This is a genomic window from Castellaniella sp. (genome assembly GCF_034675845.1).
Taxonomy (GTDB): Bacteria; Pseudomonadota; Gammaproteobacteria; order Burkholderiales; family Burkholderiaceae_B; genus Castellaniella.
The window spans coordinates 214,284-238,088 of record NZ_JAUCCU010000001.1 but is presented as its reverse complement, the minus strand read 5'-3'; the positions used below and the strand labels follow the sequence as shown (position 1 = coordinate 238,088).

General features: G+C 59.3%; 26 protein-coding genes and 1 tRNA gene. 21 read left to right on the top strand and 6 right to left on the bottom strand.

What is annotated here, in order from left to right:
* The first annotated feature begins 72 nt into the window (after positions 1-72).
* Positions 73-1,044 carry a chemotaxis protein gene (locus VDP81_RS01180; protein WP_322994814.1) on the top strand — a complete coding sequence of 324 codons (972 nt, stop codon included), beginning with the start codon at positions 73-75 and terminating at the stop codon, positions 1,042-1,044.
* 62 nt (positions 1,045-1,106) lie between these two features.
* Here VDP81_RS01180 and VDP81_RS01175 read toward each other — a convergent pair whose 3' ends face one another.
* Together VDP81_RS01175 and VDP81_RS01170 are read right to left on the bottom strand one after the other, a co-directional pair.
* Complete coding sequence (locus tag VDP81_RS01175; protein ID WP_323011308.1) at positions 1,107-1,907, bottom strand: hypothetical protein; 801 nt, start codon at positions 1,905-1,907, stop codon at positions 1,107-1,109.
* A gap of 25 nt (positions 1,908-1,932) precedes the next feature.
* Positions 1,933-2,199: a hypothetical protein gene (locus VDP81_RS01170; RefSeq protein WP_323011307.1), complete on the bottom strand. Its 267-nt coding sequence runs from the start codon at positions 2,197-2,199 to the stop codon at positions 1,933-1,935.
* A gap of 134 nt (positions 2,200-2,333) precedes the next feature.
* Between VDP81_RS01170 and bktB the strand changes: the two genes are divergently transcribed.
* The 11 genes from bktB (at position 2,334) to VDP81_RS01115 (ending at position 13,338) form a co-directional block, all read left to right on the top strand.
* Complete coding sequence (bktB, locus tag VDP81_RS01165; RefSeq protein ID WP_322994816.1) at positions 2,334-3,515, top strand: beta-ketothiolase BktB; 1,182 nt, start codon at positions 2,334-2,336, stop codon at positions 3,513-3,515.
* Between the two features lie 63 nt (positions 3,516-3,578).
* Positions 3,579-4,349, top strand: coding sequence for a spermidine synthase (locus tag VDP81_RS01160; RefSeq protein ID WP_322994817.1), 771 nt, complete (start codon positions 3,579-3,581; stop codon positions 4,347-4,349).
* A gap of 39 nt (positions 4,350-4,388) precedes the next feature.
* Positions 4,389-4,465: transfer RNA gene (locus tag VDP81_RS01155), tRNA-Val, on the top strand.
* Between the two features lie 227 nt (positions 4,466-4,692).
* Complete coding sequence (gene thrS / locus VDP81_RS01150) at positions 4,693-6,642, top strand: threonine--tRNA ligase (RefSeq protein ID WP_323011306.1); 1,950 nt, start codon at positions 4,693-4,695, stop codon at positions 6,640-6,642.
* Between the two features lie 36 nt (positions 6,643-6,678).
* Positions 6,679-7,203: a translation initiation factor IF-3 gene (infC, locus tag VDP81_RS01145; protein WP_322995365.1), complete on the top strand. Its 525-nt coding sequence runs from the start codon at positions 6,679-6,681 to the stop codon at positions 7,201-7,203.
* 80 nt (positions 7,204-7,283) lie between these two features.
* Positions 7,284-8,249 (top strand): glutathione synthase, encoded by a 966-nt coding sequence (gene gshB, locus VDP81_RS01140; RefSeq protein WP_322994819.1) that lies wholly within the window; start codon positions 7,284-7,286, stop codon positions 8,247-8,249.
* On the top strand, positions 8,246-8,659 hold the full coding sequence (locus tag VDP81_RS01135) for a PTS sugar transporter subunit IIA (protein ID WP_322994820.1): 414 nt from the start codon (positions 8,246-8,248) through the stop codon (positions 8,657-8,659). Before gshB ends, VDP81_RS01135 begins: the two co-directional genes overlap by 4 nt.
* Before the next feature lie 15 nt (positions 8,660-8,674).
* On the top strand, positions 8,675-8,944 hold the full coding sequence (locus VDP81_RS01130; RefSeq protein ID WP_322994821.1) for an HPr family phosphocarrier protein: 270 nt from the start codon (positions 8,675-8,677) through the stop codon (positions 8,942-8,944).
* Between the two features lie 10 nt (positions 8,945-8,954).
* Positions 8,955-10,718, top strand: a complete 1,764-nt coding sequence (ptsP, locus tag VDP81_RS01125) for a phosphoenolpyruvate--protein phosphotransferase (RefSeq protein ID WP_323012377.1) — start codon at positions 8,955-8,957, stop codon at positions 10,716-10,718.
* Positions 10,719-10,835: 117 nt separating this feature from the next.
* Positions 10,836-11,846 (top strand): type IV pili methyl-accepting chemotaxis transducer N-terminal domain-containing protein, encoded by a 1,011-nt coding sequence (locus tag VDP81_RS01120; RefSeq protein ID WP_323011305.1) that lies wholly within the window; start codon positions 10,836-10,838, stop codon positions 11,844-11,846.
* Positions 11,734-13,338, top strand: a complete 1,605-nt coding sequence (locus tag VDP81_RS01115; RefSeq protein ID WP_323012376.1) for a putative bifunctional diguanylate cyclase/phosphodiesterase — start codon at positions 11,734-11,736, stop codon at positions 13,336-13,338. Before VDP81_RS01120 ends, VDP81_RS01115 begins: the two co-directional genes overlap by 113 nt.
* Here the strand turns inward: VDP81_RS01115 and VDP81_RS01110 are convergent.
* On the bottom strand, positions 13,326-14,555 hold the full coding sequence (locus VDP81_RS01110; RefSeq protein ID WP_323011304.1) for an ammonium transporter: 1,230 nt from the start codon (positions 14,553-14,555) through the stop codon (positions 13,326-13,328). The two genes, VDP81_RS01115 and VDP81_RS01110, sit on opposite strands and share 13 nt — an antisense overlap.
* Before the next feature lie 33 nt (positions 14,556-14,588).
* Positions 14,589-14,927, bottom strand: coding sequence for a P-II family nitrogen regulator (locus VDP81_RS01105; RefSeq protein WP_322994824.1), 339 nt, complete (start codon positions 14,925-14,927; stop codon positions 14,589-14,591).
* 433 nt (positions 14,928-15,360) lie between these two features.
* Here VDP81_RS01105 and VDP81_RS01100 point away from each other — a divergent pair, with 433 nt between their 5' ends.
* The 9 genes from VDP81_RS01100 to VDP81_RS01060 all read left to right on the top strand — a co-directional run bounded on the left by VDP81_RS01100 (position 15,361) and on the right by VDP81_RS01060 (position 22,740).
* Positions 15,361-15,762 (top strand): hypothetical protein, encoded by a 402-nt coding sequence (locus tag VDP81_RS01100; RefSeq protein WP_323011303.1) that lies wholly within the window; start codon positions 15,361-15,363, stop codon positions 15,760-15,762.
* Positions 15,763-15,899: 137 nt separating this feature from the next.
* Positions 15,900-17,426 carry a YifB family Mg chelatase-like AAA ATPase gene (locus VDP81_RS01095; RefSeq protein ID WP_323011302.1) on the top strand — a complete coding sequence of 509 codons (1,527 nt, stop codon included), beginning with the start codon at positions 15,900-15,902 and terminating at the stop codon, positions 17,424-17,426.
* A gap of 18 nt (positions 17,427-17,444) precedes the next feature.
* On the top strand, positions 17,445-17,693 hold the full coding sequence (locus VDP81_RS01090; protein ID WP_322994827.1) for an accessory factor UbiK family protein: 249 nt from the start codon (positions 17,445-17,447) through the stop codon (positions 17,691-17,693).
* A gap of 175 nt (positions 17,694-17,868) precedes the next feature.
* On the top strand, positions 17,869-18,066 hold the full coding sequence (rpmI, locus tag VDP81_RS01085; protein WP_322994828.1) for a 50S ribosomal protein L35: 198 nt from the start codon (positions 17,869-17,871) through the stop codon (positions 18,064-18,066).
* A gap of 13 nt (positions 18,067-18,079) precedes the next feature.
* Positions 18,080-18,436, top strand: coding sequence for a 50S ribosomal protein L20 (gene rplT, locus VDP81_RS01080; RefSeq protein WP_322994829.1), 357 nt, complete (start codon positions 18,080-18,082; stop codon positions 18,434-18,436).
* A gap of 78 nt (positions 18,437-18,514) precedes the next feature.
* Entirely contained in the window at positions 18,515-19,537 is a 1,023-nt protein-coding gene (gene pheS, locus VDP81_RS01075) for a phenylalanine--tRNA ligase subunit alpha (RefSeq protein ID WP_322994830.1), read from the top strand.
* A 55-nt stretch (positions 19,538-19,592) separates the two neighbouring features.
* Complete coding sequence (pheT, locus tag VDP81_RS01070; RefSeq protein ID WP_323011301.1) at positions 19,593-21,998, top strand: phenylalanine--tRNA ligase subunit beta; 2,406 nt, start codon at positions 19,593-19,595, stop codon at positions 21,996-21,998.
* Between the two features lie 14 nt (positions 21,999-22,012).
* The gene (locus VDP81_RS01065) at positions 22,013-22,318 is read left to right on the top strand and encodes an integration host factor subunit alpha (RefSeq protein WP_322994832.1); all 306 of its coding nucleotides are present in this window, start codon (positions 22,013-22,015) and stop codon (positions 22,316-22,318) included.
* Positions 22,315-22,740 carry a MerR family transcriptional regulator gene (locus tag VDP81_RS01060; protein WP_322994833.1) on the top strand — a complete coding sequence of 142 codons (426 nt, stop codon included), beginning with the start codon at positions 22,315-22,317 and terminating at the stop codon, positions 22,738-22,740. Before VDP81_RS01065 ends, VDP81_RS01060 begins: the two co-directional genes overlap by 4 nt.
* A 3-nt stretch (positions 22,741-22,743) precedes the next feature.
* Here VDP81_RS01060 and VDP81_RS01055 read toward each other — a convergent pair whose 3' ends face one another.
* Together VDP81_RS01055 and VDP81_RS01050 are read right to left on the bottom strand one after the other, a co-directional pair.
* Positions 22,744-23,229: a hypothetical protein gene (locus VDP81_RS01055; protein ID WP_323011300.1), complete on the bottom strand. Its 486-nt coding sequence runs from the start codon at positions 23,227-23,229 to the stop codon at positions 22,744-22,746.
* On the bottom strand, positions 23,226-23,741 hold the full coding sequence (locus VDP81_RS01050; RefSeq protein WP_323011299.1) for a sigma factor: 516 nt from the start codon (positions 23,739-23,741) through the stop codon (positions 23,226-23,228). Before VDP81_RS01050 ends, VDP81_RS01055 begins: the two co-directional genes overlap by 4 nt.
* Positions 23,742-23,805: the final 64 nt, after the last annotated feature.

Sequence of the window (23,805 nt, the reverse complement as noted above, 5' to 3'; positions counted from 1 at the left end):
TAAATACACAGGTCTTTTTGGGCCTGCTTCTATTACACTGCCCTCTTTAGGGTCTAAATCTATAGGTTCTCCATGAGCCCCTCGCATAACGTCGTCGATGAAAGCGCTTCCCTCACCGGCACTAACCGGTTCGAGCTCCTCTTGTTTCGCTTGGGGGCTGACAATCATTCCGCCCAGAATGAACTCTTTGGCATCAATGTCCTGAAGGTCCGCGAGATCGTCACCATGCCCACGGTCACCGCTGTGGCTGGCGCCCCGAAATTCTCTCTGGGGGTGGTACAGCTGCGCGATCAGATCATTCCCGTCTTTGATCTGCCCGGCATCGTGGGCTGCAAGCTCCCCGGCGAGCCCTCTCTGATGTTGGTGACGGAATTTGGCCGTACTACGCAGGCATTTACCGTGGAGTCCGTAGACGATATCGTGCGTCTGGACTGGAATCAGGTGATTTCGTCTGAATCCAGTGGCACGTCGCATAGCCTGGTCACCAGCATGGCTCGCCTGGACGAGGGCACCGATAGCGCTCGTTTGGCTCAGGTGCTGGATGTCGAAGCCATCTTGCGGCTGGTCACCCCCGAAAAGCAGCGCCCACAAGTGGACCCCAAGGACGTCGGCGACAAGATCACGCTCAAGCCTGGTTCGGTTATCTTGGTGGCAGACGATTCTTTTGTGGCGCGGGCTCTGCTGGAACAGGCCCTGAAGGCCATGAAAGTACCCTACGAGATGGTGAAATCCGGGCGCGAGGCCTGGGACAGGCTAAACGCCCTGAAGGCCGCTGCCGAGGCCGAGGGCCAGACCATCCTGGATAAGGTCAGCCTGATGCTGACCGATCTGGAAATGCCCGAAATGGACGGCTTCACCCTGACGCGCAACATCAAACAAGACGTCCGCATGCGCGCTTTGCCGGTAGTCATCCATTCGTCTCTGTCGGGTTCGGCCAACGAAGACCACGTGCGCAGTGTCGGTGCCGATGGTTACGTGGCTAAATTCTCTGCCGAGGAACTCTCGACCACCTTGCGCCGGGTGCTGGGCAGTCGGGCTCAATAAGACACACAACACTAGGGGGGCTCTCTGGCGAGAGCCCCCCTAGTGTTGGCTTGATGTTGATGTCAGACAATCAGGTCGATTTGCTGCAGGGTGCCGGTGCCACCGTCTTCCTTCAGGTATACCCCGGTGCTCAGGATCTGGCCATGCTGCACGTTCTGACCGTCCTTCAGGTCGAATGGTGTGCTGGCGCTGCCTAGGTACAGGGCGCCCACGCCGCGATCGGCCAGGGTGCTCAGGTGATCCTGGCCGCTGGCGTCTTTGGTCCAGATGCGCAACTGGGCAAAAATCACGTCGTTTTCATCAATCCAGCCGTTGTTGTCATCGTCATAGGCGGCCAGGTCGGCAAAGCCATTGCCGCTGCGCGTGCCGAATAGTTCCGAACCGTCGTCGATGGTGCCGTTGCCGTTGCGATCCAGGGCCAGGAACCCGCTGGCCGAACCGACAAAGGAAATCCTGTCGGCGGTGCCATCAGCATCAATGTCGAAGTCGAATTTTTTGCCGCTAAGTTCGGCGGCCGTGCCGTTGAAATTGATGACCAAGGGGTCCTTGCGCACCCCATCGCCGGCGCGAATCGAAACCGATACTTCGTGGCGGTATTCACGCTGCATCTGCAGTGACATCTCGAATTGCAGGGTCTTGCCATCCGCCGTCTGTATGGTGCCTTGGGCACTGAAGCTGGTCTTTTCAGACTCCTGCACGACTTCGTGGTAATCGTATTCCATGCCCCAGCCCGCACGTGGCGCGGAGCCCGAGTCGTTAGCCTGGGGCATGTCGGCGGGCGGCGTCTGCTTCAGGTCGCTTGCATCCAGTAACTGGATTTTCTTGCCGGTCAGGGCTTCGACCATGGTGATCAACAGGCGCATTTTTGGGTCTTGGAGAGCCTGTTCGCTAGCCGCCTGGATGCCGTTGGTCTCCTGGCTGGTCTTGGTGCTTGACGTCTCCGGGGGGGGGCGTCGTGACGATCTGGGCGGCAGCGGCGCGACCGGCCTCGGAGATGGCTACGCTATTGGCGGACGGGGTGGGCGCCAGGTTGGATCGGCCCTCGAAGTCGGGGCGCTGGTCGCCTTTCCACATGCGCAGGGTTTCCTGGGTGGTCTTGCTATACGATGCCGTGTGCTGGCTGCTGAGCCCCACGGTGTAGCTGTCGATTTTCATGAGAGTGTCCCCGGCATAGCCATTAATAAACCATTGACGGCATTCGCTTTGTTTTGTTTAGGACGGGCGGAATACGCTACTATGGGATTAGGCATATATGCTGCAACGCAGCACCCATTTATGGAGGCATCATCATGCAAGACGTCGTGGTCGTACAAGCCTGCCGCACTGCGGTTGGGGATTTTGGTGGGGGGCTTAAAGATGTCGCTCCTTGCGAGTTGGGCACGCTGGTGGTGCGCGAGGTCCTGGATCGTGCCGGTGTGGCCCCAACTGATGTAGAGCATGTGGTATTTGGTCATGTGATCAATACCGAGCCTCGCGATATGTATCTGTCGCGGGTGGCCACGATCAACGCCGGTCTTGCACAGGCAACCCCCGCCTTCAACGTCAATCGCCTATGCGGTTCCGGTCTGCAGGCCATCGTATCGGCTGCCCAGGCGTTGATGCTGGGCGATGCGGACATTGCAATTGGCGCGGGGGCCGAGAGCATGAGCCGGGCGCCTTATCTGGCGTTTGGCCAGCGCTGGGGCTCACGCATGGGGGATTCTCGCCTGATCGACATGATGACGGGGGCCTTGTCCTGCCCATTCGAGAAATATCACATGGGTGTGACGGCTGAAAACGTGGCTAAAAAATACGGCATCAGCCGCGCCGATCAGGATGCGTTGGCGCTGGAATCGCACAGCCGGGCGGCACACGCCATCCAGCAAGGTTATTTCAAATCCCAGATCGTGCCGGTCGTGCAAAAAACCCGCAAGGGTGATGTCGTGTTCGATCAAGACGAACATGTGCGTTTTGATGCCACGCTGGAAAGCTTCAGCAAGCTGCGCCCTGTGTTCGCCAAGGAAGACGGCACGGTCACGGCAGGCAACGCATCCGGCCTGAATGATGGTGCGGCCGCCGTTTTGCTGATGACTGCGGCAGCTGCCCAGGCGCGCGGTCTCAAGCCCATGGCGCGTCTGGTTTCTTATGGCCATGCCGGGGTTGATCCCCAATACATGGGCATCGGCCCGGTTCCCGCCACCCAGAGCGCCCTGAAAAAAGCCGGCCTTAGCCTGGATCAGATGGACGTCATCGAGGCCAACGAGGCCTTTGCGGCCCAGGCCTGCGCCGTCTCGCGCGAGCTAGGTTTCGATCCCGCCAAGGTCAATCCCAATGGCAGCGGGATCAGCTTGGGCCATCCCATTGGCGCGACCGGCGCCCTGATTACCGTCAAGGCGCTGCACGAGCTTGAGCGCATTCAGGGTCGCCATGCCCTGGTTACCATGTGCATCGGGGGCGGGCAGGGGATTGCCGCTATTTTCGAACGACTGTAATCACCCTCTGTCGGCGGGCCTGGCTATCGCAAGCCAGCCGCCTGAATTTTCACTGGATGCACCATGCCGCGTACCCGACGCCTGACTGCCCGCGAGGCCGCCATTGAGGCCGATCAGCCCACCTTGTCCGAGCAGGACGGGGTGCGTTACCTGCATTTCAATTCTGAATGGATACAGGGCGCCATGCGGGTGGCGCGGCCCTCCGAATTGGTTTTGGACTACACCCAGCAAATGATGGCTTGGCTGCTGTTTGTCTCGCCCTCGGCACGCGACCATATCGGTATTCTTGGCCTGGGCGCGGGGTCCTTGCTGCGCTTTACCTTGCGCCACACGCGCTCCCGGGTGGATACGGTAGAACGCAACCCCGGGGTCACGGCCATGTGCCAGGCGTTCTTTCGCTTGCCGGGCAGCGAGCGCTCGGTCATTGATCATGCCGACGCACGCGACTGGGTGGCCGACCCGCAGCGGGCCGGGGCCTATCGTGCCCTGATGGTGGATCTCTATGACAGTCAGGCGCTGGGTCCTGTGTGCGGCGATCCGGCGTTCTATCGGGATTGCTTTCGGGTACTGGACGAACCTGGTGTCATGACGGTCAATTTATTTGGCGATCACACTAGCTTCGAGCCCAATTTGCAGGGCATACGCGATGCATTCGGAGGGCAGGTCTTGTGTCTGCCGGAAATCGACGAAGGCAATACCGTGGTGCTGGCGTTCAAAGGCCATGTGCTGGAACAGTCCATCACGGATTTGCTGAACCGGGCGGCCAGGGTAGAATTGCGCACAGGTTTGCCGGCCCAGCGCTGGGCGCGCATTTTATTGGCCGCCATGGTTTGACAGCCTAAAAAAACACCCCTATAATCTCGTTCTTTCTTCAGGCGGTTAGCTCAGTTGGTTAGAGCGCTACGTTGACATCGTAGAGGTCGCTGGTTCGAATCCAGTACTGCCTACCAGAATTAAAAAACCGCTGCTATCCCTTTGGATGCAGCGGTTTTTTGTGCTGTTTGCAACAATTTTAAAATCAAAGCCCAGGGTTGTGCTGCAAACCACATGAAATCAGCCGGTAAAATTGATTGTTGCCAGTCTGGTTGCTAAACTTCAGGGATATCCACCTGCTTGGCAATTTCCAATTTTTCCGACGCGGCGCAGGCCGCTTTTTGTATTTTCAGGACGTATATTCATGGTTTGCATCACCTTACCCGACGGCTCGCAGCGCGAGTTCGATCATCCTGTCTCTGTGCTCGACGTCGCCAAGTCGATCGGGACCGGGTTGGGCAAGGCCGCCTTGGGGGGCAAGGTCGCTGTCGCCGATCAGCCTGCCCGACTGGTGGATGCCAGCCACGTCATCACTCAGGACGCTGCCCTGAGCATCATCACCGACAAAGACCCTGAAGGCTTGGATTTGATCCGGCATTCCACGGCCCACCTATTGGCCTATGCGGTCAAATCCCTGTTTCCAGATGCTCAGGTCACCATAGGCCCGGTGATTGATAACGGCTTTTATTACGATTTTTCGTATAAGCGCGCCTTCACCCCCGAAGACCTCCAGGCCATCGAAAAGAAAATGGCCGAACTCGCTCGCCAGGACGAGGTCGTGACCCGCGAGGAATGGGATCGTGACGAGGCTGTGAAGTTTTTTCAGGGTATCGGCGAAGCCTATAAGGCCGAGATCATTGCATCCATCCCGACTCAGGAAAAAATCAGCCTGTACCGCGAGGGCGATTTCATCGACCTGTGCCGTGGGCCGCATGTGCCTTCCACGGGCCGCCTCAAAGTATTCAAGCTCATGAAGGTTGCTGGCGCCTATTGGCGTGGCGACAGCAAGAACGAAATGCTGCAGCGCATTTATGGCACGGCCTGGGCCCGTCAGGCCGACCAGGATGCCTATCTGCATATGCTCGAACAAGCCGAATTGCGCGATCATCGCCGCATTGGCCGCGAGCTTGACCTGTTTCATTTCCAAGACGAAGCCCCTGGCCTGATCTTCTGGCACCCCAAGGGCTGGACGGTCTGGCAGCAAGTCGAACAGTACATGCGCCGGGTCTACCAGGACAATGGCTACCAAGAAGTCAAAGCCCCGCAAATTCTGGACCTGTCGCTTTGGAAAAAAACCGGTCACTGGGATAACTACCAGGAAAACATGTTCACGACGGAGTCCGAGAACCGCGTGTATGGCCTGAAACCCATGAACTGCCCCGGTCATGTCCAGATTTTCAATGCCGGCCTGCATTCGTATCGTGAGCTTCCCTTGCGCTACGGCGAGTTCGGCCAATGTCACCGCAACGAACCCTCTGGGTCGTTGCATGGCATGATGCGGGTGCGTGGTTTCACCCAGGACGATGGCCACATTTTCTGTACCGAAGATCAGCTACAGAAAGAATGCGCCGCGTTTACCCAACTGCTGCAGCAGGTCTATGCGGATTTTGGCTTTACTGAAATTCTCTATAAGGTCGCTACGCGCCCTGAAAAACGCATTGGCGCAGACGAAGTCTGGGACAAGGCTGAAAAAGCCCTGATGGATAGCCTGGATCTGGCTGACTGTGACTATCAGGTCTCCGAGGGCGAGGGCGCTTTTTATGGTCCCAAGATCGAATACACTCTGAAAGACGCCATTGGCCGTCATTGGCAGTGTGGCACGATCCAGGTGGATTTTTCCATGCCGGCGCGTCTGGGGGCCGAATACGTCGATGCGCAGGATCAACGCCGCACGCCAGTCATGCTGCACCGTGCCATTCTGGGCTCGTTCGAACGCTTTATCGGCATGCTCATCGAAAACCACGCCGGTGCGCTGCCTGCCTGGCTGGCACCCCACCACGCGGTGGTCTGCTGTATCTCCGATGGCTCGGCCGATTACGCGGATCAGGTCGCAAAGACCTTGGTCAAACAAGGTTATCGGGTGTTTTCCGACCTGCGTGGTGAAAAAATCACCCGTAAGGTCCGCGAACACAGCTTGCAGAAAATTCCGTATATTCTGGTTGTTGGCGATAAAGAACGCGAGGTCGGCGCTGTGGCCGTCCGTGGTCGCGGCAAACAGGACCTGGGTAGCATGTCGTTGGCCGACTTTTCCGCCCGCCTCCAGCATGATATTGATGCCCGCCAGACTGGGGCAGAATCAGGCCAGCAGGCCTGATCCCCTTATTTTTATAAACTCACAGGAGTCTTTGACATCGCAACCGAAAAGAAACACCGCGTCAACGGTGAAATCCGTATTCCCGAAGTCCGTCTGATCGGCGTCGAGGGCGAACAGCTTGGTATCGTCCGTACCGCCGAAGCCTTGGTCATGGCCGAAGAGCAAGACGTAGACCTGGTTGAAATCGCCCCCACTGCCGCGCCCCCCGTGTGTCGGCTGATGGATTACGGCAAGTTCAAATACCAGGAACAAAAACGCCAGGCCGAGGCCCGGGCCAAACAAAAAATCATCCAGGTCAAGGAAGTCAAATTCCGCCCCGGCACCGACGAAGGCGACTACCAGGTCAAACTGCGCAATCTGCGCCGCTTCATCGAGGACGGCGACAAGGCCAAGGTCACGCTGCGTTTCCGTGGTCGCGAGATGGCCCACCAAGAACTCGGCATGCGCGTGCTCGAACGCGTGCGCGATGATCTCGGCGAACTCATCCAAGTCGAGGCGATGCCCAAGCTTGAAGGCCGTCAGATGGTCATGGTGCTGGCACCGCGCCGCAAGGCCAGCTAAAAACCGGGCGCTGTGGTCAGGCCCTTGCTTCTGACAGAACTGTATCGGTTTCGGTTTGCTTGACGTTTCATAGGTTCATCATGCACGTATTGTTCGTCATCGATCCATTGCCCGGCCTGAAGGCCTGGAAGGATTCGTCCGTGGCCATCATGCGCAGCCTGGCTGCCCGCGGTCATCGATTCAGCTGTGCCACGATGGCTGATCTGTATATCGACCAAGGCCGTGTACGGGTCGCCGCCGTTGCCGTTCAGTTGTGCGCGGACCCGGACTGGCACGGGCATGACTGGTGGCGTCAGCCCGATCCCGCCACTGAATCCGATCTGGCTGATTTCGATGCGGTGCTGATGCGCAAGGACCCGCCATTCGATATGGAATACGTCTATGCGACGCATCTGTTCGATTACGCCCAGGCCCAGGGGGCCAGGGTGTTCAACACGGGTTCGGCTATCCGCAATCATCCAGAAAAACTCGCCATCACCGAATTTGCCGAACATACGACGCCCACGTTGGTCAGTCGGGATATGGCGCGGTTGCGAGGCTTTCATCAGCAACACCAGGATGTCATCGTCAAGCCGCTGGATGGCATGGGCGGCAGCGGTATCTTTCGCCTGCAGCCGAACGAACCCAACTTAGGCGCCATCCTGGAATCTCTGACGGCGCTGGGCACCCAGACCATCATGGCGCAGCGCTACATCCCCGAGATCGCTCAGGGCGATAAACGCATTCTGATCATTGGTGGCCAGCCTGTTCCTTATGCGCTGGCCCGCTTGCCGCTGCAGGGCGAGACGCGCGGTAATCTGGCGGCAGGAGGGCGGGGCGTTGCTCAAGCGCTGACCGAGCATGACCGAGCGCTGGCGCTGGCGGTGGGCAGCCGATTGGCGCCGCGTGGCTTGCTGCTGATCGGGTTGGATGTGATCGGTCAGTACATCACCGAAATCAATGTCACCAGCCCCACCTGTTTTGTTGAAATCACCGAGCAGACCGGTTTTGATGTTGCGGGGTGTTTTGTCGATGCCTTGCAGCAGGCGTTGAGGCCTGACACATGAATACCCGTCTGGCCCTGATCATGCATCAGCCGCTGGGTTCGGCTTTTCGTGATTGTGCGCAGCATGTGCTGGGACGGGTGCCTGATCTCCAGGTCTTCGACATAGAGCCCGATGCGCCGCCCCAGGAGCAGACTGATCGGGTGTTGGGCTGGGTCCGAGGTGGCCCGGTAGATCAGCCTATTCTGATGCTTTGTGACCTCTATGGCGCCACACCCTTCAATATTGCTGCCCAGGTCTTGCGCCAGTCTCTCGACGAAGGCTATATCATTCACTTATTGACAGGGACCAATGCGTGCATGGTGCTCAAAGCCCTCACCGAGCAGCAGGAATGCCCGGAATCCCTCAGTGAACGCGTGCGACAGGGGGCGCTGCGCGGGATCGTCAATGCCGACCCCCCTCCCGATTGCTGAACCCGGAGCCTGCCCATGCCATCCATTGATCTGGTGATTTCCAATAAGCTTGGCCTGCATGCGCGTGCTGCCGCAAAACTCACTCAGCTTGCGGGCCGCTATAGCAGCGAGATATTCATTGCTCGCGGGGCCCAGCGGGTCAACGCCAAAAGCATCATGGGTGTGATGATGCTGGCGGCCGGTCTGGGGGTCAGCGTGAAAGTCGAGGCCCTGGGTGCTGATGAAGATCAGGCCCTTAGCGATATCCAGGCGTTGTTCAATGGAAAATTTGGCGAAACCGAATAATTCCGACACCATGATTGCTGCTCAAACCGCCGAATCTGTCCGGCGAGGCTTGGCCTCGTCTCTCTGCTTGTATGGCCAGGGAGTCGTTCGTGGCTATGCCATCGGCCGTGCTGTAGTCATGAGCGCCGCCGCCCTCGAGGTCGTTCATTACCGTGTGGCCGATGAGGATATCCCGACCGAAAAACAGCGCTTATGCCAGGCGCTGGATGCCGCCGTCGCTGATTTACACCTGATGGTCGACACTTTGCCCGATGATGCGCCGCGCGAATTGGGGGTGTTGTTGTCAGTGCATGCCATGCTGCTGCAGGACCCGATGCTGGTTCAGTCCGTCTGCCAGTTGATTGACGAGCGCCAATATAACGCCGAATGGGCGTTGACCACTCAAGGGCAGATGCTGGCCGAGCAATTCGCCCTGATGGAGGATGCCTATTTGCGCGAACGCAGCGCCGACGTGCGCCAGGTGATCGAGCGCGTTTTGCGGGTACTGTCGGGTTCGGCCCAGTGGCTGCCCGATCTGGATGCGCTGGACACCGAGGACAGCCTGATCGTCGTGGCGCGCGATATTTCGCCGGCTGACATGATGCGGCTGCGTGGTGGAAAATTCGGTGCCTTTTTGACGGATCTGGGAGGGGCCACCTCGCACACGGCCATTGTGGCGCGCAGCATGAATGTGCCGGCGGTGGTGGGCATGGGGCTGGTGCGCGCCCTGGTGCGTGACGGTGATTGGCTGATCGTCGATGGCCTCAATGGCGTGGTGATCGTGAATCCGTCGCCAACTATTCTCCAAGAATACGAAAACCGCCAGGCCGCGTTCTTGCGCGAACGCGATGAACTCAAGGCGCTGCGCTTTGCGCCGGCTGTCACGCTGGATGGCATCCGGATTTGCATGCAGGCCAATATAGAACTGCCCGAAGAAGCCGCCGATGCGCTGGCCGCCGGGGCCGAAGGCATAGGTCTTTTCCGCAGCGAATTCCTTTTTATGGGGCGCGCAATACTGCCCTCCGAGGACGAGCAATATCAGGCCTATGCTTCCGTGGTGCGGACCATGGCTGGGCGCCCCGTGACCATTCGGACGCTGGATATCGGGGCGGACAAGACGCTGGATGGCGAGGCCACGGTAGCCACCAATCCAGCGCTAGGCCTGCGGGCCATTCGTTATTGCCTGGCCAAGCCAGAGCTTTTCAATACGCAGCTGCGGGCTTTGTTGCGCGCGGCTGCGCATGGTCCAGTGCGGATCTTGATTCCGATGGTGTCGCATATGCACGAGATCGTGGCCGTGCGCCGGGCGTTGGCGCGCGCTGCTGACGAACTTGCTGCCGCTGGGGTTGCGCATGATACCCAGGTGCAGCTGGGGGCCATGGTCGAGATCCCCGCTATGGCCATCGCCATCGAGCCTTTTGCTGAAACGCTTGATTTTTTATCGATCGGGACCAATGATCTGATCCAGTACGTGCTGGCCATTGATCGAGGCGACAGGGATGTGGCTTCCTTGTACGATCCTATGCATCCGGCCGTCTTGCGGCTGATCGCACATACCATCAATGCTGGCGAACGCGTGGGCAAGCCCGTCTCGGTCTGCGGTGAAATGGCGGGCGATGTGCGTGTCACACGCATGTTGTTGGGTTTGGGCCTGACAGGTTTTTCCATGCATCCCCAGCAGTTGCTGGACGTCAAGAAAGAAATTCGTCAGGCGCACTCCAATGCCTTGCGGGTCAAGGTCGCCTCCGCCCTGAATCGGGCCGAACGCATCGACCTGAGTGCGCTCTCAGCTTGATACGGATCAATTAATCCGGCATTTTATTTTTCTCCGTATCCCTGTCTGTAGTAAGGGCAATTACACTGTGCCAGAGCGGCGAGCCTGTGCCGTCAGACTGATGACCTAGAGAACCACATGATTTCATCTGCTCCGGTCGCCCGCCCGCGTATCGGTATTTTTGGATTCCAAACCCTTAGACAAAAGGTATTGCTGTCCTTCGCATTGGTTGTTTTATTGGCAGTCAGCAATATCATCATTGTCCGCTCACTGCTCAATGAGTCGGACAATGTGGCCTCGACGGTGAATGTGGCCGGCAAGATGCGCATGCTCAGTCAGCGCATTGCCCTTGAAGCCCTGGCCGGGTCCATGGTCCCCAGCCTGAACGGCCACCGATTTCAGCATCAGGCTGCTATCTTCGATCAGGCTTATCATGCCTTGATGTCGGGTGGCACCGTTTTTGATTTGACCATCCCCGGGGTTGTTTACGATCAGGCGCGCTATTTGAACCGGGTAGGGCGCGATTGGCAAATCTACCAGCAGTCCATCATCCAGTTTCATGCGGCCTCAGAGGCGAATATGGATGGGCGCAGCCATTTTATTGCTGACCCCAGTCCGGTCATGGCCAGTAGCGATCAGTTGCTCAACAGCGTCGAGGCCCTGATGCTGGATTTGATCCAGCATGCCCGGTTGGTGCAGGAGCAGGCCCTCTATAGCTCTTTTGCCCTGTTTGTGCTGGATATCTTGTTGCTGGCGCTGGCTTACTTCGTCGTATTTCATCAGGTGCTGCTGCCCATTGACCGTCTGGTGCAGCAGTGCCAGCAATTGACCGCCGGCAATTTCAGTGCGCGCACGCGCTTGCGTCGGCGGGACGAACTAGGGCGGCTCGGTCAGGCCTTGAACGACTCTGCTGCCCACATCGAACGTCTGCTGGATGAAATCGCCCGCGAGCGCGCATCGCTCAAGCGCGCAGCCCTGGTCTATGCCCATACCAGCGAGGCCATGGTGGTCACGGATGTCGATGGCCATGTCCAGGATCCAGGATATCAACCCCGCCTTCACGGCGATTACTGGCTATCATGTCGACGAGGTCGTCGGCAAACGCCTGAACCTCCTGAATTCAGGTCGCCAGGATATGCAGTTTTATGAGGCGATGTGGCAGTCTTTGGCCGAGACAGGCCGCTGGAGCGGCGATCTGTGGAATCGGCGGAAGTCCGGCGAAGAATTCGTTGAAAAGCTCACCATCAATACGTCATACAACGACGATGGCAGCGTCAACTGCCGTATTGGCCTGTTCTCCGATGTGACCGAGAAGCGTCGCCGTGAAGCTTCCATCTGGCATCAGGCGCATTATGACCACCTGACCCAGTTGCCTAATCGCCAGATGTTCCATACAAATCTGCAGCGCTGCATCCAGACGTCTCGCGATTCCGGTCTGCCGTTTGCCTTGATATTCTTGGATCTGGATTTTTTCAAGGAAGTCAATGATACCTTTGGGCATGACGAGGGCGATGAATTGCTGCGCCTGGTATCGCGTCGGCTGATGAGTTGCGTGCGTGGCTCGGATTTGGTGGCTCGGTTGGGAGGGGACGAATTCACTCTGATCATCCAGGGCTTGAGCAATCCGGATGATGTCATGCCGATTTGCGATAAGGTCCTGAGGGCCGTGGCGCAGCCCTATACGTTGAACACCACAACGGTATATATTTCGGCCAGTGTGGGGGTGACTTTTTATCCTCAGGATGGTGAAGACGCGGTCACGCTGCTCAAGCACGCCGATCTGGCCATGTATGCGGCCAAGGATCTGGGACGCAATCAATACGCCCTGTTTTCCGCCGATATGCGTGAATCTGCCCAGACTCGGCGAGATTTATTGCGCGCCATGCAATTGGCTCTGGACGAGGAAGAGTTTGTCTTGCACTACCAGCCCATTGTGAATATGCACGATGGACGCATCGTCAAGGCCGAGGCTCTGCTGCGCTGGCAGCACCCTGAGCGCGGCATGATCAGCCCTGCAGACTTCATTCCGCTGGCCGAAGACAGCGGTCTGATCGTGCCGATTGGCAACTGGGTCTACGAGCGCGTGCTGGAGCAGACTCGGGTTTGGCGTCAGACGCTTGACGCTGATTTTGAACTCAGTATCAATGTGTCTCCTGCGCAGTTTCAATACGAAGGGCTGGATCCTACTGCCTGGGTGCAGGCTTTGCAGCAATATGGCCTGCCTGGGTCTGCAATCGCTATCGAGATCACCGAGCGCCTGCTGCTGGAGGCTGAAGACGAATCCGCCGCCCGCCTGCAGGTGTTCAGAGATGCGGGCATGCAGATCGCCCTGGATGATTTTGGCACTGGCTATTCCTCCTTGTCCTATCTGAAGCGTTTCAAGGTGGATGTGCTGAAAATCGACCAGAGCTTTGTGCGTAATTTATCTGCGGGTTCTGAAGATCTGGTTCTGTGCCAGGCCATCATTCTGATGGCCCACCAGCTTGGCATGCGCGTGATCGCCGAGGGCATCGAAACTGAGGAACACCATCAACTGCTGCTGAAGGCCGGTTGCGATTATGGGCAGGGATATTGGTACGGGCGGCCCATGCTCGCAGCCGACCTGGCCGCCCGTTTAGTGCAAGAAGATCAGGTCGGATAGGCTGTTTCACCATGGTCGGTCTGGTCCAGCCCCTGGGTTTCCTGTTCGTCGGAGGCCTTAAGGCCAATCAGGCGGTTGGCGAGATAAGCGGCGATGCCGGCCGCCAGCGCCGCCCAGATCATGCTGATCAGGATGGCTTCTACCTGCCGCCAGGTCTGACTCAGTAATGCACTCAGCCCCGCTGGGCCGGGGCCACCCAGGCTGGCTGAATAAAAAACACCAGTCAGTAAGGCGCCTACGATGCCGCCGACTGCATGGATGCCAAACACATCGAAGGCGTCGTCAATGCCGATCAGTCGCTTGAGCCTATTCACGCCATAAAAGACGGCCCAGGCGGCCAGTGCGCCAATCAGCAGGGCACTGCTGGGGGCTACCAGGCCCGCTGCCGGGGTAATGCCCACCAATCCGGCGATGGCCCCGGAGGTGGCGCCCAGCAAAGACGCTTTGCCTTTCAGCAGACGCTCTGCTCCAGCCCAGGCCAGCACACCGCAGACCGCTGCCAACAGGGTGTTGGCCAGGGCCAGGACGGCCTGCGCATTGGCGGCCAGTGCTGAACCGCCATTAAAACCAAACCAGCCTATCCACAGCAGGGCAGCCCCGGTCAGATTCATCGGCAGATTGTGAGGCGGCATGGGCAGTCGACCATGGCCCAGCCTTGGGCCGATCACAAAGGCCGCAACTAAACCGGCTACTCCCGCGCTGATATGCACGACCGTGCCGCCTGCGAAATCCAGGGCGCCCCGCAGGTGCAGCCAGCCATCTTCGGCCCAGACCATGTGGGCGATGGGTAGATACCCCAAGGCAAACCAGATGCCGGTAAAACACAAGACTGCCCCGAAGCGGGCGCGCTCGGCGATGCTGCCGGTGATCAGGCCGCAGGTAATGGCCGCAAAAGTTGCCTGAAACAGGGCAAACAAGAGTTCTGGCATGGACCCCCACAACGGCAGGTTGTCGGTGGCGTCTGCCCGGTAGAGGCCAGCCAGGCCCAGATGGTCAATTCCCCCCAGTAAGCCGGTGCCCGGGGTAAACACCAGAGAATAGCCAAACAGAAACCATAGAAAAATCGCTAAAGCGCAGGTGCACAGGGTTTGGCTCATGACCGACAGCACATGGCGTTGCCGGGCGAGCCCCCCATAGAACAGGGCCAGACCGGGGACGCACATCAGCCACACCAGAACAGTCGAAGCCATCATCCAGACTACGTCGGCTTTATCCATTGTCGTTACTCCTAGTCAATGTTTGAGGTAGGCTCAAAGAGCGGCTTCGTCGGATTCGCCCGTACGGATGCGAATCACTTGTTCCAGCGGCGTGACGAAAATCTTGCCATCGCCGATTTTTCCGGAATGAGCTGCCTGGCACAGGCATTCCAGCGTCTGTTCCAGTTGGGTGTCCGAAACGGCAATCTGGACTTGGAGCTTGGGCAGAAAATCCACTTGATACTCTGCGCCGCGGTAGAGTTCGGTGTGGCCTTTTTGCCGCCCGAAACCACGGGCTTCGGTGACAGTCATGCCTTGTATGCCGATATCGATCAGTGCGGCGTGCACTTCGTCCAGCTTGAAGGGTTTGATAATGGCGGTGATCAGTTTCATGCGTGCTCCTGATGTCGGGGGTACGTATGAAGCAAAGCAAGACTCATGCCAATGCTGATCAGAAGGCGTCGGCTTGGCGATGGCCTGGGTTTGCACCACGCTGAAGCACGGTGCGTCGAACTGGTGCGCCGTGGGCATGTGCTTGTCGGGGCTTGCACAGAAACAGCGGGGGGCGTAGAAAAGCTTGTAGTTTTGTGTCGAGTTGTGCTGGTCATGCTCAGGCCCTGGACAGGTGTTTATGCGCGCTGTCTCTGTGAAGCGGGGTGGGGATAGGCTGCCACCCTGGGGGCAGGGCTGAAATCAGTCCTTACATGCCAGGGTTTACCCTAGACTTGATCCCACTAGAATGATCAGCAACCCGGTTTTGAGCCATGGGAATTCGATGTGGACTTGCACCGAGCTGAATGCAATCATCTTAAATAGGGGAAAAACCATGAAAATTACGAATAAAACGTTGACTATCGCTGCTTTGGCGGCTTCCTTGAGCCTGTTGGCGGCCTGCTCCAAGACTGAAGAGCCTGCTGCGCCTGTCGCGTCCTCCACGGCACCGGCACCCTCCGCCTCATCGACGCCCACGCCGGCGCCCGTGCCGCCCGTGGCCCAAGACTCCACGACCCCAGCGCCAGTCCAGCAGCCCACCTTGGAAGAAAAACTCCAGGACTCGGCTCAGCAGGCCAAAGACAAAATGTCCGAGGCCGGTCAGGCCATCAAGGACGGCGCTGGCGAACTCGCAGACAAAGCTGGGCAGGCTGCCAACAGTGCGCGCGAGTCCGTGGTGTCTGGTGCCGCCAAGGCGGATGCCGCGATTCAGGGCGCGGTTGGCAACAAGGAATAAGCACGACTCGGATACGCCCGTCGCCAAGATACAGGCAGGGCTTGACGAGCTAGGACAAAAGGGCGCATTGGCGCCCTTTTTTGCGCCTGCGCTGCTTATAGTGGCTGGTATTGCTGCCATTGTTCTGGAGGGTTGTCATGTCGCTCGCTGTGCTGGCCAGTCGGGCCTTGTTCGGGCTGCAGGCCAGGCCTGTCCAGGTCGAGATTCATGTGGGCAATGGCCTGCCTGCTTTTGCCGTGGTTGGCCTGCCGGGGGCCGGCGTGCGCGAGAGCCGGGATCGCGTGCGTTCGGCGATTCTCAATTGCGGTTTTGACTTTCCTGCCGGGCGGATTACCGTCAATCTGGCGCCAGCGGACTTGCCCAAGGACTCGGGCCGATTCGATCTGCCGATTGCGCTGGGTGTGCTGCTGGCATCGGGACAGGTGGCTGATCAGCAGGGCCATAGCCCAGACTTGCGGCATTACGTGCTGGCGGGTGAATTGTCCCTGACCGGCACCCTGGTGCCGACCGAGTCCGCCTTGGCCATTGCCCTGGCGGTCATGCGGGATGATCCCGCTGCGATTGTGATCATGGCGTCGCCCGCTGCTCAGGTGGCTGCGTTGGTGCCTGGGCTTCGGGTCTTGGCGGCGGGCAGCCTGGACGAGGTGGTGCGCCACTTTCGCGACGAGCAGCCTTTGCAGGCCGCCAGCCCGGCAGCTTGGCGGATTGCCGAGGAGCCCTCTTTGTGTCTGGCCGATGTACGCGGCCAGGCCCTGGCGCGTCGTGCCCTGGAAGTTGCCGCCGCCGGCGGGCATAGTTTGTTGATGAGTGGCCCCCCTGGGGTGGGCAAGAGCATGCTGGCGCAGCGTCTGCCCAGCCTGCTGCCGCCTTTGACCCACTTGCAGGCCCTGGAGGTCGCCGCAGTTCATGGCCTGCTGCAGCCTCAGCACTCGTGGTCGCTGGCGCCGCCCTTCAGAGCACCCCATCATGGGGCATCGCGCTCGGCCCTGGTGGGTGGGGGCGTCCATCCGCGTCCCGGAGAGATCAGTCTGGCACATCACGGTATTTTATTCTTGGACGAGCTGCCCGAGTTCGATCGGAGGGCGCTGGAGTCCTTGCGAGAGCCCCTGGAAACCGGTGCTGTCACCATAGCGCGGGCGGCAGGCAGCTGTCGTTTTCCGGCGCATTTCCAGCTGATCGCTGCGATGAATTCTTGTCCGTGCGGCTGGCTGGGTCACCCTCGACGGCAGTGCCTCTGCCCGCAGGATAGGGTGGCGCGCTATCGTGCTCGAGTCTCCGGTCCGCTGATGGATCGCATCGATCTGCATGTTTCCCTGGTGGTCGAAAGTGCCTGGCACGAGGCGCCGGCAGGAGAGCCTTCTGCGTCTGTGCGTGAACGGGTATTGGCGGCACGGCAGCGCCAACTGGCCCGCCAAGGGGGGCTGAATGCCGATCTGGATGTGGCGGGGCTGGCCCAGCATGCCCGTCTGGATGCGGATGGCGAAACTCTGCTGGCCCGCACGGTCGAGATGTGGGGTTGGTCGGCGCGCGCCACGCAGCGTGTTTTGCGGGTGGCGCGGACCCTGGGGGATTTGCAGGCAAGCGAGGCATTGGACGTGGCGCTGCTGGCTCAGGCGATTCAGTTTCGCCCTGATTCTGGCGCAGCCGTTAAAATGGGGTTTTAGAACGCACAGGAGTCCTTTGTGATCGCTCCCAATCAATGGCTGGATGATTTCCAGAAGAATATGTCTGATCTGCTGGCCAAGACTCCCGCAGCCGACATCGAACGCAATCTCAAGGCGTTGATGCTTCAGACCTTTTCCCGGATGGACCTGGTGACCCGCGAGGAGTTCGACATCCAGGCCGATTTATTGACGCGAGCGCTGCAGCGCGTAGATGCGCTAGAGTCCCGTGTCCAGGCGCTGGAACAGAAACTCGACAAAACCCAGTAAATCACCTTATAATCAAGGGCTTTTCTCAGTTCGCTATTCGTAGCGGGCCGAGAAGCAATGGTCCATTCATGCATGTTGCGCATGATGGGTCGTTATGTGATTGCGGATTACAGGTCATCCAAGCGTCCGGTCTTTCGGGCCACCTGGGTTCGCCAAGTCAACAAGAGTAATCGTCATGCCCAAGATGAAGAGCAAAAAAGGCGCCTCCAAGCGCTTTAAGGTGCGCGGCAGTGGTTCCATCAAGCGCGGCCAGGCTTTCAAACGTCACATCCTGACCAAGAAAACCACCAAGAACAAGCGCCAATTGCGCGGTTCTACCGCTGTCCATGATTCCGATGTCGCCTCCGTAAGGGCGATGTTGCCTTTCGCCTGATCGGAGAAGTCTAATGCCTCGCGTCAAACGCGGCGTCACTGCACGTGCACGCCATAAAAAAGTCCTCAAAGCCGCCAAGGGTTACCGTGGCCGTCGTGGTAATGTATTCCGGATTGCGAAACAAGCCGTCATGCGGGCAGGTCAGTATGCCTACCGCGACCGCCGCAATAAAAAGCGCACGTTCCGTGCGCTGTGGATCACCCGTATCAATGCGGGTTGCCGCGAACTCGGCGTTACCTACAGCGTGTTCATCGCTGGTCTGAAAAAGGCCTCGATCGAACTCGACCGTAAGGTCCTGGCCGATATGGCAGTCAAGGACAAAGCTGGCTTTGCCGCTATTGTGGCTCAGGCGAAATCCGCACTGGCCTAATTGATACAGTTTCGTTTTTGATTCTGTCTCATCGTAAACGGAGCTCACCTGGGCTCCGTTTGCGTTTTGGAAGAAATTATGGACACGACGCTCGACGAACTCATCCGGCAGGCACAGGGCCGTTTTGCTCAGGCACAGGATGCAGCCTCACTAGAAAACGAAAAAGCTGCCTTTCTGGGCAAACAGGGCTCCCTGACTGCCTTGCTCAAAGGGCTGGCCGGTCTGCAGGGCGATGAAAAAAAGTCCCGCGGTGCCCAGATCAATCAGACCAAGCAGCAGATCGAAGCCCTGTTGAATCAGCGCAGGGCCGAACTGGCCCAGGCCGCGCTGGACCAGCGCCTGGCTGCCGAGACCATTGATGTGACCTTGCCTGGCCGTGGTCGTGGTACAGGGGGGATACACCCCGTGATCCGTACTTGGCAGCGTGTCGAGCAGATTTTCCGTTCCATCGGTTTTGACGTGGCGGATGGCCCCGAGATCGAGAACGACTGGACTAATTTCACAGCCCTGAATAATCCGGAAAATCACCCGGCGCGTTCGATGCAGGACACCTTCTATGTGGACATGCAGGACGCGGACGGCCTGCCGCTGGTGCTGCGCACGCATACCAGCCCCATGCAGGTGCGCTATGCCCGCATGCATACCCCCCCGATCAAGGTCATCGCCCCGGGGCGCACCTATCGGGTGGACAGCGATGCCACGCACTCGCCCATGTTCCACCAGGTCGAAGGCCTGTGGATCGCCGAGGATATTTCCTTTGCCGATCTGAAGGGCGTGTACACCAATTTCCTGCGGGCCTTCTTCGAGACCGACGATCTGACGCTGCGGTTCCGGCCTTCATTTTTCCCGTTCACCGAACCATCGGCTGAAATCGACATGATGTTCACCTCCGGACCCAACCAAGGGCGTTGGCTGGAGATTTCCGGCTCGGGCCAGGTGCATCCCCAAGTGGTGCGTAATTTCGGCCTGGACCCAGAGCGTTATATCGGTTTTGCCTTTGGCTCCGGGCTGGAACGCCTCACCATGCTGCGCTATGGGGTCAATGACTTGCGTCAGTTCTTCGAGGGCGATCTGCGCTTTTTGCGCCAATTCAACGTCTAACATGTGGTTTCTCAGGAAACCACATGCTGGCATGCGGCAATACGGAATCTGAATCATGCAATTTCCAGAATCATGGCTGAGGGACTGGGCCAACCCTGATATCGACGGCCAGGCCTTGTCCCATCGGCTGACCATGGCCGGCCTCGAGGTCGAAGACGCAGACCCTTATGCGCCGCCCTTTTCAGGGGTGGTGGTAGCCCGGATCGAAACCATTGCGCCACACCCGGACGCGGATAAGCTGCGTATTTGCCAAGTCAATGACGGCTCGGCAGCACTGCTGCAAATCGTCTGCGGCGCACCCAATGCCGCCGCCGGCCTGATGGTGCCCCTGGCGCGCGTCGGGGCCGAATTGCCTGGTGGCATGAAGATTGGCCCAGTCAAGATGCGGGGGGTCGAGTCTTTCGGCATGCTGTGTTCGGCCCGCGAACTCGGTCTGTCACAGGATCACGCAGGCTTGCTGGCGCTGGCTGCCGATTTGACTCCAGGCATGGATTTGCGTCAGGCCCTGGACCTGGATGACACGATCTACACCCTGAAGCTCACCCCGAATCGTGCGGATTGCCTGTCGATCCTGGGGGTGGCTCGCGAAGTTGCGGCCTTGACGGGCTGTGCTTTGCGCGAAGTGGCTGTGCCCCAGGTGCCGGTCACGATTCAGGACCGCTTGCCCGTGACCGTGCAGGCACCTGATCTGTGTGGTCGCTTTGCTGGCCGCATCGTACGTGGCGTCAATGCCCGCGCCGCCACGCCGGCCTGGATGAAATCCCGCCTGGAGCGCGCAGGCCAGCGCTCGGTATCGGCCTTGGTGGATATCTCCAATTACATCATGCTTGAATTGGGACGGCCTACCCACGTATTCGACCTGCAGCGCATCACGGGCGGCCTCACCGTGCGTTGGGCGCAGGCGGGCGAATCCCTGGCATTGCTGAACGACCAGACCATCGAATTGACCCCGGATGTCGGCGTCATCGGCACGGAACAGGCCCTGGAAAGCCTGGCCGGTGTCATGGGTGGTCAGGCTTCGGCCGTCACGCTGGATACGACCGACGTCTTCCTGGAGGCCGCCTTCTGGTGGCCCGAAGCCATCATGGGCCTGACGCGGCGCTTCAAACTCAGCTCCGAGGCTGCGCATCGTTTCGAGCGCGGGGTGGATTTCTCCACCATCCCCGATCACTTGCAGATCATGACGCAGCTTATCCTGGATATCTGCGGTGGTCAGGCAGGCCCTCTGGATGACCAGATCATCAACTTGCCCGTGCGCGAACCCGTGCGTATGCGCTTGTCGCGTTGCGCCCGGGTGTTGGGGATTACGCTGCCGGCCTCCGAGGTTGTCGATGTTTTTACCCGCTTGGGCTTTCAGTTTCAGCAGCAGGGCGATGACTTTATCGTCACGCCGCCGCCTGCGCGTTTCGATCTCGTCATCGAAGAAGACCTGATCGAGGAAGTCGCCCGCATTCACGGCTTTGACCTGATCCCCGATTTGCCGCCGGTGGCGCCTGCACAGATGCGGGTTTTGCCAGAAACCCTGTATGGCCCGCATGCCATGCGTGCGGCCATCGCAGCCCTGGACTTCCAGGAGGTCATCAATTTCTCGTTTGTCGAGGAAGCCTGGGAGACCAATTATTGTGCTAACCCTGATCCCATCCGCCTGCTGAATCCCATCGCCAGCCAGTTGGCTGTCATGCGCTCCAGCTTGATTGGCGGGCTGCTGGCCAATATTGCGCATAATGCCAAGCACCGCCAGAGCCGGGTGCGGGTGTTCGAGCTGGGCCGCGTGTTTGCACGAGACAGCCGCGTGGCCGATGGCGATCTGGCTGTGGCCGGGGTGGCTCAGCCCACCCATCTGGCCTGCGCTGCCTGGGGCCCGGCAGTTCCGGAGCAATGGGGTGAGTCCGTTCGCCAGGTCGATTTTTTCGATTTGAAACGTGATTTGGAAACGCTGCTGGGTGCTCGGGCGTCCGCCCTGGTTTTTCAGAGTGCCAGCCACCCAGCCCTGCATCCGGGGCGCAGTGCGCGGGTGCTGCTGGATAATCAGGCCATCGGTTGGCTGGGGGAAATTCATCCTCGCTGGGCTCAGGCGCTGGATCTTGCCCACGCGCCCGTTGTGTTCGAGATCGACGCCGAGGCAATCGCCGCCCGGGTTTTTCCTAAGCCGGCCGAGCTCTCGCGTCAGCCCGTGGCAGTGCGCGATCTGGCCGTCTGGGTGGATGCCGATGTCTCGTGGCAGGCGCTGCTTGATACACTTTGGAATCAAATCCGGGAAGACGATGCACTGTTGGTCGTCAAAGACATTAAACTGTTCGACATTTGGCGCGATACGGCAACCGCCGGTCAGCGTAGTTTGGCACTGCGTTTCTGGTTTCAGGGGCAGGATGCCACGTTGGACGAACGCCAGATCGAATACTGCGTGCAACGCCTCATCGAGGCGTTGGTCCAGGGCCATCAGGCCCGGTTGCGTACATAGGAGATTAGCAGGTGATGACGGATCGGACCCTGACCAAAGCACACCTGGCCGATATGCTCTTCGAGCGGGTGGGCCTGAACAAGCGCGAGGCAAAAGACGTCGTGGACACATTCTTTTCAGAGCTGCGAGATGCCCTGGTCCAGGGCAACGAGGTCAAGCTCTCTGGCTTTGGCAGTTTCCAGGTACGCGATAAACCCCCGCGTCCTGGGCGCAATCCAAAAACCGGCGAAGTCATCCCGATTTCCGCCCGCCGGGTGGTCACATTTCATGCCAGCCAGAAGCTCAAGGGCAGCATTGATCTCAACGGGGGTGCAGTATGACGATCGTCACGCCGGCCGTGGTTTTGCCGCCAATTCCGGCCAAACGCTATTTCACCATCGGTGAGGTCAGCGATCTTTGCGGGGTAAAACCCCACATCCTGCGCTACTGGGAACAAGAGTTCGCCCAATTGAAACCCGTCAAGCGGCGGGGGAATCGCCGTTATTATCAGCACCACGAAGTCCTGCTGGTGCGCCGTATCCGTGATTTGCTGTACGAACAGGGCTTCACCATTGCCGGTGCGCGCAATCGCCTGGGGGATGGCGCCGATATGCCGCACGACCAGGACGCCGCAGTGCGCCTCAGCAGCACCGAGCTGCAGTCTCTGCGGCATGATTTGCAAACGGTTCGGGACCGGTTGCGTCAGGCACTCGAGAAAACCACCCGATCCGGCAATCAGGCCGAAGGCCTGCTGAGGCTTTGATGATCAGGACTGTGGCTGGCTAGGCAGCTGGATATCCTGCTGGACGACGGTGCTGGTGGTGGAGCGCAGATTGGCCCAGGTCAAAAACACCAGCAGCCCCGCTGCGACACATAGCCCGGCGGTCATCGCCAAACGTCGATGCTTGGCCCAGCCATGGCGGGGTGTCGAGTGCCGGGCCTGGCGGGTATCATGGGCCGTCGTCTGATCGACCTGGTTTGCTGGGTCCGTATGGGGGCGTTCTTCAGCCCTGATCGGAATGTGTTCCATGCCCAGTGTGGCCTGGATCTGCATCAGCAGTTCCGGAGGGGGCGCGCTGGGTGTCAGACCATCCACAATTCCTAGAAAATAAGCCTCCCATTTCAGGGCTCGGGCGGCAGCGGCATCATCGTGCGCCAGGCGTGCCTGGATATCCTGGGTCTGGTGATGCATGTCCAGCCCCAGCACGTAGCAGGCGATTTCGTGGTCAGAATATGCGCGGTGGGATTTCATGCGTGTACCGCCTTGTCGATATGCGTCAGCACAGTCTCGATGGAAGCCTGTATGTCGGGTTCGGATCGGCCCAGTCTGGCGGCAATGCGGGCCGGGTCGCCGCCGTGCAGGTAAGCCTGCAGCAGGGCATCAAGCTGCGGCCCAGGCAGGCTGGTCAGCGCGCCTTCGACCAGCCCTGGCTGCAGGGCCAGGGTGGGGAGTGGCAGAAGCTCCGCATCGGTGACGCCGTCCTGGCGCAGGCGGCGCAGGTGGGCCAATGCCCGGTAGCGCAGAATGCTGTAAATCCAGGCGCGCGCCGTGCCAATCGTGGGGCTGTAGCCCGAGGCGTTGCGCCAGATCAGGGTAAAGGCTTCGTGCAGTACGGCATCCGCTTGATCCGGGGTGCCCAGCATTGCCAGCACCAGGGCCCGCATGATGGGGGCCTCGTGGTGGTATAAGGCATGAAAGGCGGCTTGATCGCCTGCGGCGCAGGCCAGCAGCTCCGCCTCGTAGTCAAAAACCGAAACAGTCATACAATCTCTCCGGCCAGGCCGGGCTCTTTTCAATGGGCTCTATTGTATGCGCAGCGGCAGGGTT